This is a genomic window from Neorhizobium tunisiense, assembly GCF_039631515.1.
Taxonomy (GTDB): Bacteria; Pseudomonadota; Alphaproteobacteria; order Rhizobiales; family Rhizobiaceae; genus Neorhizobium.
This window is the reverse complement of sequence record NZ_JBDIUU010000008.1, coordinates 199,382-212,204: the sequence shown is the minus strand read 5'-3', so window position 1 is coordinate 212,204 and position 12,823 is coordinate 199,382. Positions and strand designations below refer to the sequence as shown.

13 protein-coding genes are annotated in these 12,823 nt (G+C 60.3%); 6 read left to right on the top strand and 7 right to left on the bottom strand.

The features are described 5' to 3' along the window. Nucleotides 1-14 precede the first annotated feature (14 nt). The 4 genes from ABCW43_RS22465 to ABCW43_RS22450 all read right to left on the bottom strand — a co-directional run bounded on the left by ABCW43_RS22465 (nucleotide 15) and on the right by ABCW43_RS22450 (nucleotide 3,808). The gene (locus ABCW43_RS22465) at nucleotides 15-1,520 is read right to left on the bottom strand and encodes a tripartite tricarboxylate transporter permease (RefSeq protein WP_345928564.1); all 1,506 of its coding nucleotides are present in this window, start codon (nucleotides 1,518-1,520) and stop codon (nucleotides 15-17) included. Nucleotides 1,521-1,538: 18 nt separating this feature from the next. Further along, nucleotides 1,539-2,000 (bottom strand): tripartite tricarboxylate transporter TctB family protein, encoded by a 462-nt coding sequence (locus tag ABCW43_RS22460; RefSeq protein WP_345928562.1) that lies wholly within the window; start codon nucleotides 1,998-2,000, stop codon nucleotides 1,539-1,541. Between the two features lie 239 nt (nucleotides 2,001-2,239). Next, complete coding sequence (locus ABCW43_RS22455) at nucleotides 2,240-3,001, bottom strand: SDR family NAD(P)-dependent oxidoreductase (protein ID WP_345928560.1); 762 nt, start codon at nucleotides 2,999-3,001, stop codon at nucleotides 2,240-2,242. A 33-nt stretch (nucleotides 3,002-3,034) separates the two neighbouring features. Then, on the bottom strand, nucleotides 3,035-3,808 hold the full coding sequence (locus ABCW43_RS22450) for an HpcH/HpaI aldolase family protein (RefSeq protein WP_345928558.1): 774 nt from the start codon (nucleotides 3,806-3,808) through the stop codon (nucleotides 3,035-3,037). 217 nt (nucleotides 3,809-4,025) lie between these two features. On the opposite strand from ABCW43_RS22450, the gene ABCW43_RS22445 reads away from it, so the two are divergent. Together ABCW43_RS22445 and ABCW43_RS22440 are read left to right on the top strand one after the other, a co-directional pair. Then, a complete protein-coding gene (locus ABCW43_RS22445) occupies nucleotides 4,026-4,919 on the top strand; it encodes a beta-keto acid cleavage family enzyme (RefSeq protein ID WP_345928556.1) in 894 nt (297 codons plus the stop codon). Between the two features lie 141 nt (nucleotides 4,920-5,060). Next, nucleotides 5,061-5,972: a cupin domain-containing protein gene (locus ABCW43_RS22440; RefSeq protein ID WP_345928554.1), complete on the top strand. Its 912-nt coding sequence runs from the start codon at nucleotides 5,061-5,063 to the stop codon at nucleotides 5,970-5,972. 48 nt (nucleotides 5,973-6,020) lie between these two features. On the opposite strand, the gene ABCW43_RS22435 is transcribed toward ABCW43_RS22440, so the two are convergent. After that, nucleotides 6,021-7,025: an NAD(P)H-quinone oxidoreductase gene (locus tag ABCW43_RS22435; protein WP_345928552.1), complete on the bottom strand. Its 1,005-nt coding sequence runs from the start codon at nucleotides 7,023-7,025 to the stop codon at nucleotides 6,021-6,023. 26 nt (nucleotides 7,026-7,051) lie between these two features. Next, nucleotides 7,052-7,999 carry a DUF6282 family protein gene (locus ABCW43_RS22430; protein WP_345928550.1) on the bottom strand — a complete coding sequence of 316 codons (948 nt, stop codon included), beginning with the start codon at nucleotides 7,997-7,999 and terminating at the stop codon, nucleotides 7,052-7,054. A 119-nt stretch (nucleotides 8,000-8,118) separates the two neighbouring features. Here ABCW43_RS22430 and ABCW43_RS22425 point away from each other — a divergent pair, with 119 nt between their 5' ends. Further along, a complete protein-coding gene (locus ABCW43_RS22425; protein ID WP_345928548.1) occupies nucleotides 8,119-8,901 on the top strand; it encodes a helix-turn-helix domain-containing protein in 783 nt (260 codons plus the stop codon). Between the two features lie 109 nt (nucleotides 8,902-9,010). Here ABCW43_RS22425 and ABCW43_RS22420 read toward each other — a convergent pair whose 3' ends face one another. After that, nucleotides 9,011-9,685 (bottom strand): GntR family transcriptional regulator, encoded by a 675-nt coding sequence (locus tag ABCW43_RS22420; protein ID WP_445738989.1) that lies wholly within the window; start codon nucleotides 9,683-9,685, stop codon nucleotides 9,011-9,013. A 239-nt stretch (nucleotides 9,686-9,924) separates the two neighbouring features. On the opposite strand from ABCW43_RS22420, the gene dctP reads away from it, so the two are divergent. The 3 genes from dctP to ABCW43_RS22405 all read left to right on the top strand — a co-directional run bounded on the left by dctP (nucleotide 9,925) and on the right by ABCW43_RS22405 (nucleotide 12,822). Continuing rightward, on the top strand, nucleotides 9,925-10,908 hold the full coding sequence (dctP, locus tag ABCW43_RS22415; protein WP_345928546.1) for a TRAP transporter substrate-binding protein DctP: 984 nt from the start codon (nucleotides 9,925-9,927) through the stop codon (nucleotides 10,906-10,908). Nucleotides 10,909-11,005: 97 nt separating this feature from the next. Next, nucleotides 11,006-11,524 carry a TRAP transporter small permease gene (locus tag ABCW43_RS22410; RefSeq protein WP_345928544.1) on the top strand — a complete coding sequence of 173 codons (519 nt, stop codon included), beginning with the start codon at nucleotides 11,006-11,008 and terminating at the stop codon, nucleotides 11,522-11,524. Next, nucleotides 11,521-12,822: a TRAP transporter large permease gene (locus ABCW43_RS22405; RefSeq protein ID WP_345928542.1), complete on the top strand. Its 1,302-nt coding sequence runs from the start codon at nucleotides 11,521-11,523 to the stop codon at nucleotides 12,820-12,822. Before ABCW43_RS22410 ends, ABCW43_RS22405 begins: the two co-directional genes overlap by 4 nt. The last annotated feature ends 1 nt before the right edge of the window (nucleotide 12,823 follow it).

Genomic DNA, 12,823 nt, shown 5'->3' with positions numbered 1-12,823 from the left:
CCGTGCTGTACCGATCAGTCGACCTCCTGCAGCCCTTCCTCGCGCACTTTGCGAAAGCGCGGCGACACGATCGAAAGGAGTAGCAGGGCGGCGACGACCAATGTTCCGAGACTGAGGGGGCTTGTGAAGAAGACGCTTGCATCTCCGTGAGAGATCAGTAGCGTCCGGCGCAGATATTCTTCCGCCATGGGACCAAGGATCATGGCCAGGATGAGCGGCGCGGGCTCTGCTCCCATCCTCTTGAAGAAATATCCAAGCACGCCGAACAGCGCCATCATGTACACGTCGAAAACGCTGTTGTTGATGCTGTAAACGCCGATTGCCATGAACACGCAGATCATTGGGAACAGAAAATGGTAGGGCACCGAAATCAGCTTTGCCCACATGCCCACGAGCGGCAGGTTCAGGAAAAGCAACATCAGGTTGCCAATCCACATCGAGACGACCAGGCCCCAGAACAGGGCAGGCTGCTGGGACAGGATTTCCGGCCCCGGCTGGACACCCTGCACGACCAGCGCTCCAATCATCAGGGCCATGGTGGCGGTTCCCGGCAGGCCGAGCGTCAGCATCGGTATGAAGCAGGTTTGCGCAGCGGCGTTGTTTGCCGCCTCAGGCGCCGCTACCCCCTCGATCGCACCCTTGCCGAATTCCTCGGGACGCTTCGAAATCTTCTTCTCCAGAGCATATGCCGAGAAGGACGCAAGCAGGACGCCGGCGCCGGGCAATACTCCGAGCAGGACCCCGATGCCGGTGCCGCGCAGGATCGGCCCAGTCATCCGGCGCCAGTCCTCGGCCGTCGGGAACAGGCTGCTGACGGGCGCGACCCCGACCACCCGTAGACGCTCGTTTTCGAGGTTGATGAGGACGTCGCCCAGGCCGAATATGCCGGTGGCGACGACGACGAAGTCCAGCCCGTCGAGCAGGTAGGGCGAGCCGAACGTGAACCGCGCGGCCCCCGAATTGATGTCGGTCCCGATCATCCCGAGGATGATGCCGAACAGCGCCATGCCGAAGGCCGTCAGCAGCGATCCGCTGGTCAGCACCATGGACGTAATGAGGCCGAGCACGATAAGCGAGAAATATTCCGCGGGCCCGAAGGTCAGGGCAAGGCTTGCCAGCAGTGGCGCTGCTATCACGATGAAAAGCGTTCCCACCGTGCCGGCGAAGAAGCTGCCGATTGCGGCCGCCGCCAGCGCGCGACCGGCTTTGCCCTGCTTTGCCATCTGGTGCCCGTCGAGCGTGGTGACGACGGAGGAAGCCTCTCCTGGAAGGTTCATCAGGATCGCAGTCGTCGAGCCTCCATACTGCGATCCGTAAAAGATGCCCGCCAGCATGATCAGTGCTGTGTCGACCGGCAGCCCGAACGTGAACGGCAGGAGCATGGAGATCGTCGCGATCGGCCCGAGGCCGGGCAGGACACCGACCGCGGTGCCAAGAAGCACTCCCGCAAAACAATAGGCGAAATTGGACAGCGTCGTTGCCGTCGAAAACCCCAGGAGAAGTCCATTGAAAATGTCCATGTCAATCCTGCAAAGCGGTTAGAAACCGAGAACCCGCAGCCAGTTTCCCACGATGGGGATGGGCAGGCCGAGGAGTTCGATGAAGATGACGGAGCAGAGCGCGGCAAAGGCGAGAGACCCTGCGACGGCCTTCCATCCGATGTGAAATTTGATGCTCGTCGTCGCGCTTAAGATCGTCAGCAGGAGAATGGCCAGCGGCAACCCGAGTGTCTCGACCGCCAGCCCGAAAACCACGACCGCGCCGGGGACCAACAAGAGCGGCTTCCATCGAATGGCGGGCAGCATTTCCGGTTGGACCAACTGCGCGCGAAAGAGGACGAGCAGGCCCGTCAACACCAGCAAACTTGAAATGATGACGGGAAAGTATCCGGGTCCCATCCGACCTGATGTGCCGAATGGGTAACTCATCGCAATTGAAACGGACACGACACCGAAAACAACGAAAAAGAGTCCCAGTAAAACGTCTTGGCTCAGCTTCATCCGAGGCTCCCATTCTCAAAATTGTTCATGCAACTTGCGATAATGCCTACTGATTTTTCTGTTCAACAGCCGAACCAATACCTTTCACCGCGTCGCAGTCATTCACAATACAAAGCCGGCTCGCGCTGGCAATGTCACAGGCAATCTGTTTCGCCAGACGATCGGCCGATGATGCGGAAGCAGCGAGAAGGCCGCGGCCGAGGGCGCCGCCGCCTCTCGGATATCTGCGGCCTCAGCGGCTAGAGATGGCGGCCTTCGTCGACCGGTATGACGATTCCCGTCGAACTGGTGAGGTTGACGATGCAGGCGGTCACTGCCCGCGCGACATCGTCGGGAGCGGTGATCCTGGCAAGAGGAAGGCGCTCCGCGACTTTCTGCAGCTGATCCCGGGTTCGGTGAGGAACAAAATCCGTATCCACCCCGGCGGGCGAAACGGAGAAAACGCGAACTTTGGGCGCCAGCACCTTGGCAAGCGCAATTGTGAGCGCATCCAATCCGCCCTTCGCCGCAATATAGGCCAGGCTGCTTCCCACACCGGTCCGGGCGGCAATAGAGGAGATATTGACGACGGCCGCGTTGTTGCCTTGCTCCAGCATCGGTCGAAACGCACGAACCATCGCGAACGGGCCTCTGAGGTTTATCGCTATCGCGCGATCGAATATGTCGTCGGTGAGTGCGTCGAGGTCATTGGCCGCGACCGGGGTTGTCGCACCCCCGCAATTGACCAGGGCATCGAGACCACCGAATTTTTTACCGAATTCGACGGCTGCCTCCGCGACGGATGCCGGATCGTCGATCGCGATGCGCAGGGCGCTGTGGCCGCTGCCGTGAAGGCTCTTGACGACGTCATCGGCCATCTCCCGGCGGCTGTGGTAGCCGACGACGATGGTCGTGCCCATCTCGGCGAGCCGCGCGGCGATGGCGCGCCCGATCCCGCTGTTTCCACCGGTAACGAGCGCAACTTTTGGAACTGCCAGTTCCGGAACTTCAATCAGTGGCATTTTTCCTCCCGAAAAGACCTGCCGAGAATAAATTTAAGCGGAGTATTCCTGGAGAGCGGCGGCAGCGGCCGACCGGATGAAGCCATGGTCGCTCGACACCAGCATCGCGCGCGCGCCGAGTTCGGCCGCAAAATCGAAGTCGGCCTTGCTGGTCGGCAACATCATGAGCGGAATGTCGGCCTGCCGTGCCGCCGCCGCGATCCGCCTGCTTGTTTCCGCCACCTTGGCGCCGGCCTGCGGATCGCCTCGGTATGCTGCCGTCAGATCTCCCCTGCCGATGAATAAAGCGTCTATGCCGTCTACCCTGGCGATATCCCCCGTCCGGTCAACGGCTTCGAAATCTTCGATCATGGCGATACAGGCGACCCGGCTGTCCTGCAGCGACATATGATGCACCGCGTCAATACTTCCCCAGTTGCTGGCGCGCGTCAGCCCGGCAAAACCTCGGCTGCCTCCCGTATATCGGCAGCTGCGTGCAATGGCCTGGGCCTTTTCGACCGTACTCACATGCGGGACCATGATCCCCATCGCCCCCGAATCGAGCGCCGACAGGATGTTTGCTTCGCTGAATTCGGCGATGCGCACGACGGGCGCGATATTTGATGCACGAGCGGCAAAGATCATCAGGTCGGTTATGTCGCGGCCGAGCGCGGCATGCTCTTGGTCGATCACCACGAAGTCATAACCGATCGCTCCCAATATCTCGACCACCTGCGTCGTGGGAAGCTTGAGGAATGTGCCGAGCATCCGTTGGCGTGTCAGCAGTCGTTCACGGAATGCGGTAAAAACGGGACGCTGTTCTGTCATCTGGCTACCTTTCGTTGCCGATCCCTAGCCATTTTATTGCCGGGAGCGAAGGCAATTGCGGCCTCGTTTCTCCCTGCGAAACATTCCCACCCGGCTGGCGTTTCTTCTCGCGAAACGGGCGGCGATAACGATTGTGATCCGTGGCTTCGGATGCGAGCCAATGTCTCTCAGGACAGTGCCGATCATTCGCACATGACGCTCACGGGGAACACAGAATTTGCCCAATCCAACCATCATAAGCTGCGCCGTCACAGGCAATATCACGACAGTCGATCAGACTCCCTATCTGCCGGTCACTCCGGAGCAGATCGCCGCGGCCTGCATCGATGCTGCGCGGGCGGGCGCTGCGATCGTTCATATCCATGTGAGGCATCCGGACGGCAGGCCCAGCATGGAGTTGCAGCACTATCGCGAGGTTGTCGAGCGCCTGCGGGCAGCGGACGAGGACGTCATCATCAACCTCACGACGGGCCCCGGAGGACGGTTCGTTCCCAGCGAAGACGAACCGCGCATCGCCGCGCCCGGGACCACCCTGATGCGACCGGAGCAGCGGGTCGAACATATCGCTCACCTGCGGCCCGAGATCTGCAGTCTCGATTTCAACACGATGTATTCCGGCTCTTCCGTCGTCATCAATACGCCCCGCAATCTCGCAGTCATGGCGGACATCATCCGGAATGCGGGCGTACTGCCGGAGATCGAGGTATTCGATACGGGAGACATACAGCTCGCCAACCAGTTCCTTCAGGAGGGGAGGCTGGCGGAGCCCGCACTGTTTCAGATCGTGCTCGGAGTGCGTTACGGGGCAATCGCCACGCCGGAAACGCTGATGTACATGAAGTCGCTTCTGCCGGCGGGGGCTCATTGGGCAGCCTTTGGCGTGGGGCGCTGGGAGTTTCCGATGCTGGCGCAGGCCTGGCTGCTTGGCGGCCACGTTCGGGTCGGCCTGGAAGATAACATCTATCTGGAAAAAGGTGTCCTTGCCGCGAGCAACACCGTGCTCGTCGAGAAGGCCGTGCGCATTTTAAGGGAGCTGGGAGGCACAATCGCGACCGCCGGCGAAGCGCGAGAAATTCTGGGGCTCAAGAAGCAGCTTCCCATGCCACGCTAAATCCTGCCGGCGGCCCATGCCGCTCGGCCGGTTTCCCGGGAACGCGCGGCGCAGCCCTGCCTCAAAACAATTCGGTTCCCTGGCGCAAGCCAGACGATTTCGACGACAGCCAGCAGTTCTGGCAGACAAGCGGAGATGCCAATGTACGTTCAGAGTGATCCACGATCCAATCTGTCCAATGCTGCAAAACCTGGCGGCACAAAAGTGCACAACAGCTATTTCGGCTCGCAGCTTGCCCTGTTCTACGAAACCGTGCCCCAGATCGCCGATGCCAACGGCGACACATGGATCAGCCGTGGACAGAACTTTGTCGTTGCATACAGCAACGCGAAAGAGGGCGGCCTCTTCTCACGGCGGTCGCAGCCCGATGAATATGCCTTGATTATTCCCGACAAGGAGACGTCGGTCGAAGTCACGACCGCAGAGGGAACCACTATCGTTCCGGGATATTCCATCGCCTTCGTGCCGCCGGGCGACAGCTCGATCCGGGTATCCACGGGCGGCTGCATCGTGCGCCTTTTTACACCAAAGTCCGAGGACCTCGCCAGCATCGCCTCGAACGCGGATGCCTTCCTCGGGGTGCATCCCAATGTCCCGCCCTTCGAAGCCTGGCCGGAGCCGCCCGGCGGGCTGAAGTTGAAGTGGTACACGCTGGAGGTTCCGGACGATCCGTCCCGGTTCGGGCGCATCTACCGTTGCACGACGTTCATGATCAACTACCTATCGCCGCGCGTCGGTCCTCGCGAGCGGGACAAGGTGTCCCCGCACCATCACGACGATTTCGAGCAGTGCTCGCTGGCGTTAAGCGGTTCCTTTACGCACCATCTGCGCTGGCCCTGGACCACGAACATGAACATCTGGCGGGAGGATGAACATCTCTACTGCGAATCGCCGTCGATCTGTGTCATCCCGCCGCCCTCGATCCACACGACAACCGCTGAATCCGCCGGGATCAATCAACTGGTGGATATCTTCGCGCCACCGCGGATGGATTTTTCGCAAAAGCCGGGCTGGGTCCTCAACGCAGAAGATTACCCGATGCCGCAGTCCTGACGAACGATCGGCCGGCCGCCGGCAACGGGTATCAGGTGTCGACGGCGGCTATGGAACGGTGTGAGCAACCGCCGGATCGACGGCAAGGACAACTTTGCCGATCTGGCGGTTTTCGTCCAGGATGCGATGAGCCTCCTGCACTTGCCCGAACGGGACGACCTGATGGATGCGGGTGACAATGCGGCCGTCCTCGATCAGTGGCCAAACGTGGTCGACCAAGTCTTTCGCGAGCCGCCCCTTGTAGGAGGATGGCCTTGGCCTGAGCGTCGATCCGGTGATCGTCAGTCGCCGGCGAACCAGCGTACGGATATTCACCTGCGCCGTGCTGCCTTGATGGCTGGCGATGAAGACGAGCCGGCCGTCGTCTTTCAGGAGGTCCAGCTGGCGCTGCGTCTCATCTCCGGCTTGCCCGTCCAGGATGACATCGACCCCTTCGCCGCCGGTCAGGTCGCGGATGTGTTCATCCCAGGTATCGCGGTAGTCGACCGCGGCTTGCGCGCCAACGATCTTGCAGACCGCCCGCTTCTCGGCGGTGCCGGCGGTCGCAAAGACGGTCGCGTCTCGAAGATGTCTGGCGATCTGGATGCCGGCCATTCCGACCCCGCTGGTTCCGCCCTGGATCAGCAGGGTCTCCCCATATGCCAAACGCGCAAGCCAGATCAGGTTGTTCCAGGCCGTAAAGAAGACTTCCGGAAGCGAAGCAGCCTCGATAAAGCTCAGGCCCTTCGGGATCGGCATGCATTGCACGGCCGGCGCCACGCAGAACTCCGCATACCCGCCGCCGTTGACGAGCGCGCAGACCAGGCTTCCCACCCGAAGCCCGTCAACGCCTTCGCCGACCTCGTCGATGATACCGGCAACGTCGAGACCGGGAATTTGCGAGGCGCCCGGCGGCGGCGGATAGAGACCGCGCCGCTGCTGGACATCCGGCCGATTGACCCCGGCTGCGACGACACGGATCAGCACGTCTCCGGCCTGCGGCCGCGGCCGCGGTCGTTCAACGATCCGGAGAACTTCAGGCCCGCCTGGACGTTCGATCTCGATGACTTGCATGTGGCGAGGTCAGCGAAACGGAATGGTCACGTCGCCAATCCGACCAGCTTGGCCGGATTATCTGCAACCATGGTCCGCACGTCCGTTTCGCTGAATCCCAATGCCAGGCAGAGCTTGATGGCCTGGCGCATGCCTTCCACCGGCGTGGGATTGTCGACCTGTCCGAGATCCGAGCCGATCGAGGAATGCGCAACGCCTGCAGCAAGAATGTGTTCTTTGAATTCCTCCGGCGCATAGGTGTTGAAGCGGGAATCGACGTACAGGCCGGCGGACTGTTCGATGAGGGCGCCCAGTTGAGCCAGTTCGCGAACGTCGTCAGGGGTGAAATGGAGGCCATACATCGGATGGTTGACGAGCAGACGCTTGACGCCCCGGGCACGCGCTTCCTCGAAGAGCTTCCAGATTTCCCAGACATGCAGATGTCCGGAGGACAGGATGGCGTCGAATTCCGCGATCATGTCGAGGATCTGCTTTACCTCGTCCAAAATGTTCCCATAGGCATCGACAGGCGTCAGCGCAGGCGAATGTCTAAGCTGGACATTTGAAGCAAGCCGGGTCTTGCGATGCGCGCTGCGGATGTGATTGGCTGCCTGTGCGGTCGGCATCCAGATCAGCTTCGCGCCCATTTTCAGCTGGGCGTCGACGACGAACGGGTTCAATCCGCCCGTCGAATTGTTGAGCACGAGGCCGCTGAACATCGACAGGCCGCGGTCTCCGAACAGCCGCTCCATCATCGGGATGACTGGCGCCACCGAATAGTGATGGTCCTTGAACAGAAGTCCCCGCATACCCGCCGCCGCCGCCTCCTCGGCGGCCTCCATGTGGTCGAGCTGCCGGGGCATCGTGGACGGACCGGAGTGAACGTGAAGATCAACTGCGCCACGCAGCAAAGTGCTGGCCAATTCATCGTCAATACCGGCGATAAGCCTTCTGACTTCCTGTCTATTGCGGTTCACATCGTCTGCCGAAGCCATGGCAATCTCCTACTTACGTCTTGAACCTCCCTAAAGCTTGACTCCAGATCGCGACAACCTATCATCCCCGGCATTTCGCTAGTCGAAACAGCCATCTAGATTCTACGGGAGGAGGATCCATGGGCATTCGAGCAATCGAACGCGCGATGAACGTTCTGCAAGAGCTGAACCTTCACCCAATCAATACAATTGCCCAACTGCATGCCCGGACAAAGCTTCCGAAACCTACTCTCGTTCGCATCCTGCGCACGCTGGAGGAAGCCGGATATGTGGAAAACGATACACGGCAGGGAGGCTATCAGGTCAGCGGGCTGGTGACGTCCCTGAGTTCCGGCTTTCACAAGGGACCGCTGGTCGTGGAAGCAGGGCGCGCCTGGGCCATCGCAATGACCCGCAAGCACAAATGGCCGATAGCGATTGCCCTGCCCGACTACGACGGGATGGTGGTGCGCTTCAGCACGGTGCCGGACAGCTTTATTTCGCCGTTTCACAGTACGGTCAACAAGCGCCTCTGTCTGCTTACGCGCGGACTGGGGCTGGCTTACCTGGCCTTCCTCGACAAGGATGAATTCGACCTGATCATCGACGTGCTGAAGAGGTCGGATGATCCGGAGAACGCGCTCAGCCATCATCCAGCCGAACTGAAGCGGGTTATCGGCAAGGTTCATCGAGACGGCTATGCCACCCGGTCGTCGCTTGTAGAGCCAAAGAACTCCAACACCATCGGCGTTCCCATCATCGGCCAGGGCGGGCGGGTCCTGGCGAGCATAGGACTGACCTACTTCACGTCGGCCTTCGGCTCGGAACGGGAGGCTTGCGAACGCTACGCCCCGATCCTGCAGTCGGCCGCGGCTGCGATCTCGGAAGATCTGGACCGCCTCTCCAACAGTTTTGCCATCTGATCCGCTACGGTCGCCTGCCGGCCCCGGATCATCAATTGCTGGGCCTCGGGGAAGTCGTCTCGTCTTGGCCGAACGTCTCACCAGGATCTGATGCTGATTTGCGGCCAAATCACCGGATACGGCCGCTTTTCAAAACATGTTCGGTGCCGTTGCGGACATGCCGCGTCAGTATGTCCTGCGCCCCTTCGACATCGCGTTTCATGGCAAGCTCGAAAAGCCGCCGGTGGTCGTCCACCACCGGCTTGCCGCGAAAACTTTCGGCCAGCAGATGGTAGCGCAGGAAGCGGTCGAAGACGGACGAGAGCGTCGCCATCAGCGTTTGGGAATTGCAGGCCGAGACGAGCGCCTGATGAAATTCCCAATCGTAACGTACCCAATCGACCGTGCGTGAGGCATCGCCCTCGAGAAGCTGGCGCTCGATCGCCGAAAGCTTGTGATGTGCCGCGACGATCCGCGCTTCCCAGTCGAGATCTCCCGTTGCGAAGGAGAGGCCGATCGCATGGCTTTCAAGCAGGATGCGAAGATCCGCCAGTTCCAGGAGTTCCTGCCGGGACGCAGGGCTCACCTCGAACCCACGCTGCCCTTCGGCGATAACGAGGTTCTCTGTCGTGAGCCGGCTCAATATTTCCCTGAGCGTCGAGACGCTGACCGAATAGCGCTCCTTGGTCTGCTCCAGCCTGATTTTGGAACCGGGGGGCAGTGCGCCGGAAATGATATCCTGGCGTATCCGCCGGAATACGGTCTCGCCGATCGTCTGGGCTGCCTCTTTTTCCGATTTCAGCATGTTTCCCCCTTTGAGCTGATCGTATATAGCTGATGAAAAGGAAAATATAGGATATAGTTCTGTTAGTATGCTGTTTTCTGTTTCATGTCTGAAACCTCGAAAAGTCAGGCAAAGGCGGAATTGACTTATACGAACTATTTCGTACAATATAGAGGTGCAACGTTCTCGGGAGGAATGGCCTGCACAAGGGAGGCTTCGTCGCAGGTAAGCGGCGCGCCGTGAGGAGGAGGAACCAGCCCATGACATTCGATCTGACCCGCCGACACTTTCTCGGCGCCACATTGGCAACTGCCGCCCTGTCTGTGCCGGCGCTGGCACAGGACAAGCCGGTCCTGAAATTTTCCGCGGTATTTTCCGAGCAGGATATTCGCGCCCAGATGACCAAGATGTTCGCCGAGGCGATTGCCGGCTCGTACAAGCTGGAGCCTTATTACGGCGGCAACCTCTTCAAGCAGGGCACCGAACTCGTCGCCATCCAGCGCGGCAATCTGCAGATGGGCAATATCGCTCCGCAGGATATATCCAACCAGATCCCGGAATGGTCGGTGCTCACCTCTGCCTATCTGTTCCGCGATGCGCAGCATGTGACCAAGTTCTTCCAGAGCGAGGTCGGCGCCGAATTCAAGAAGATGGCCGACGAGAAACTCGGCGTTCATATTCTTGGTCCGACCTATTTCGGTGCCCGGCAGATCGGTTTGAAGCCAAACAAGAAGATTACCACGCCCGCAGACATGGCGGGTATCAAGCTGCGCATGCCGGGTGGCGATGCATGGCAGTTCCTCGGCGCCGCGCTCGGGGCCAACCCCACGCCGATGGCTTATGCCGAAGTCTATACCGGTCTGCAGACCGGCGCGATCGACGGCCAGGACAATCCGCTGCCGAACGTCAAGAACATGAAGTTCTATGAAGTCATGTCGCAGATCGTCATGACCTCGCACCTCATCGGCTACGACCTGCTCACCATTTCCAGCAAGATCTGGAAGGGCATGAGCGCCGATCAGCAGAAGGCCTTCCAGGCTGCTGCCGACAAGGCGATGAAGTGGAGCGAGGACCAGCACCTTGCGCAGGAGAAGACGCTGGTCGACGAATTCAAGAAAGCCGGCCTCAATATTTACGAGCCGGACATCGCCGCCTTCCGCAAATTTGCCCAGGAGAAATACCTGGCCTCCGATCTTGCCAAGTCTTGGCCGAAAGGCGTCCTCGAAAAGGTCGCAGCCATCTGAAATAGTCCGCCCAAGGGCGGGCTCCTCACAAATGCAGCGGCGGGCCGGAGCGGCGAAACGCCCGGCCTGGTGGCTGAACCTCCGGGGGAGGGGGTAAATGAATTCGAAACTTATCGCTGCCGGCGGCTGGCTGCGGCGCCGCGCCGAAAATCTCCTGGCGCTGATGCTACTCGGCATGTTTGTCGCCTTCGTTCTGCAGATCATCTTCCGTTACATCCTGAACCTGTCGATCGGCTGGACCAACGAGATCAGCGTCGTGTTGTGGATCTGGATCGTGCTGTTCGGCGCTGCGTTCGTGGTGCGGGAAGTGGAGGAGATCCGCTTCGACTTTTTCTGGGCAGGCGCTGGCGATAAGGCGCGGCGGATCATGCAGACCATATGCGCGATGGCGCTGGTCGTCATGTTCGGCATCTCTCTTCCGGCAGTGATTGACTATGTTACCTTCATGAAGGTGGAAAGCACCGCTTATCTGAAAATCCGCTTCGATTACCTCTATTCCATCTACATCGTCTTCGCCGTCGCGATGATCGTGCGTTACATATGGCTCGGGGTGCTCGCGGTTCGCGGCAAGGCGCCTGAAGCCTTTGATCCCACCAAGGCGGGCTCGGGCGTATGAACCTCACAAGCCCCTTTTCGATCGCGATCGTCGCCATCACGGCGCTCGCCTTCCTTGGCCTGCCGATCGGCCTTTCCATGATGTGCGGCTCGATCCTCTATCTGCTCCTCGCCGGCGCGGACATGGGCACGGTGGCCGAGCAGTTCCTGAACGGCATGTATTCGAATTACGTCATCCTCTCTGTGCCGCTCTTCGTGCTGGCCGCGGAGTTCATGAATATCGGCTCGATGACCGAACGGCTGCTGGCGTTCTGCAACGTGCTGGTCGGCCGCTTCCGTGGCGGGCTGGCGCAGGTCAACGTGGTGCAGAGCATCATCTTCGCCGGCATGTCGGGGTCGGCGATCGCCGATGCCGCCGGCAGCGGCCGGATGATGCAGAACATGATGACGCGGGACGGGCGCTATACGCCAAGCTATGCCGCGGCGTTGACGGCCGTCACTTCCGTCATCGGCCCGATCATTCCGCCGTCGATCCCGATGGTGATCTACGCGCTCGTATCGGACGCCTCGATCGGCTATCTCTTCCTCGCCGGGATGGTGCCTGGCCTGCTGATGGCCGGCCTGCAAATGATGCAGGTGGCGATTACCGCGCGGCGCAGAAATTTCCCGGTCGAAGATCCGGTGCCGCTACGGGATATTCCCCGCATCACCTGGCGGGCCTTCCCGGCGTTGATGATGCCGGTCGTGCTGCTCGGCTGCATCTATTCCGGTATTACGACCCCGACCGAAGCCGCCGCGCTCGCGGCTGCCTATGCGCTGGTCATCTCGCTGGTCATCTACCGGAGCATCAGTTTCGGAGCCTTCTACGATTCGCTGTTGCTCAGCGCCAAGTCGACAGCGTCGATCGGCATGTTGATCGCCGGCTCTTTGGTCTTCAACTATGTCGTGACGATCGAGAATATTCCGGACGCTCTTCGGGTGCTGTTGACCAGCTGGGACCTGACACCCACCGGCTTTCTCATCCTCGTCAACATCCTGCTGCTTCTGCTCGGCTGCGTGCTGGAAGGCACAGCGATCCTCCTGATCATCGTGCCGGTCTTCATTCCGACCGCCCAGGCGCTCGGCATCGACATGGTGCATTTTGGGGTCGTGGTGGTCGTCAACATCATGCTCGGCCTTGTGACGCCGCCCTACGGGCTGCTGCTCTTCATCATGACGAACATCTCCGGCGTGCCGGTGAAGGACATCATCAAGGACGCGGTACCCTTCCTTTTCTGGATGGTGGTCAGCCTCGTCATCATCACTTTCGTGCCGGACGTCGTCCTCTGGCTTCCGCGCCTAATGGGTTATCAGGGGTGAG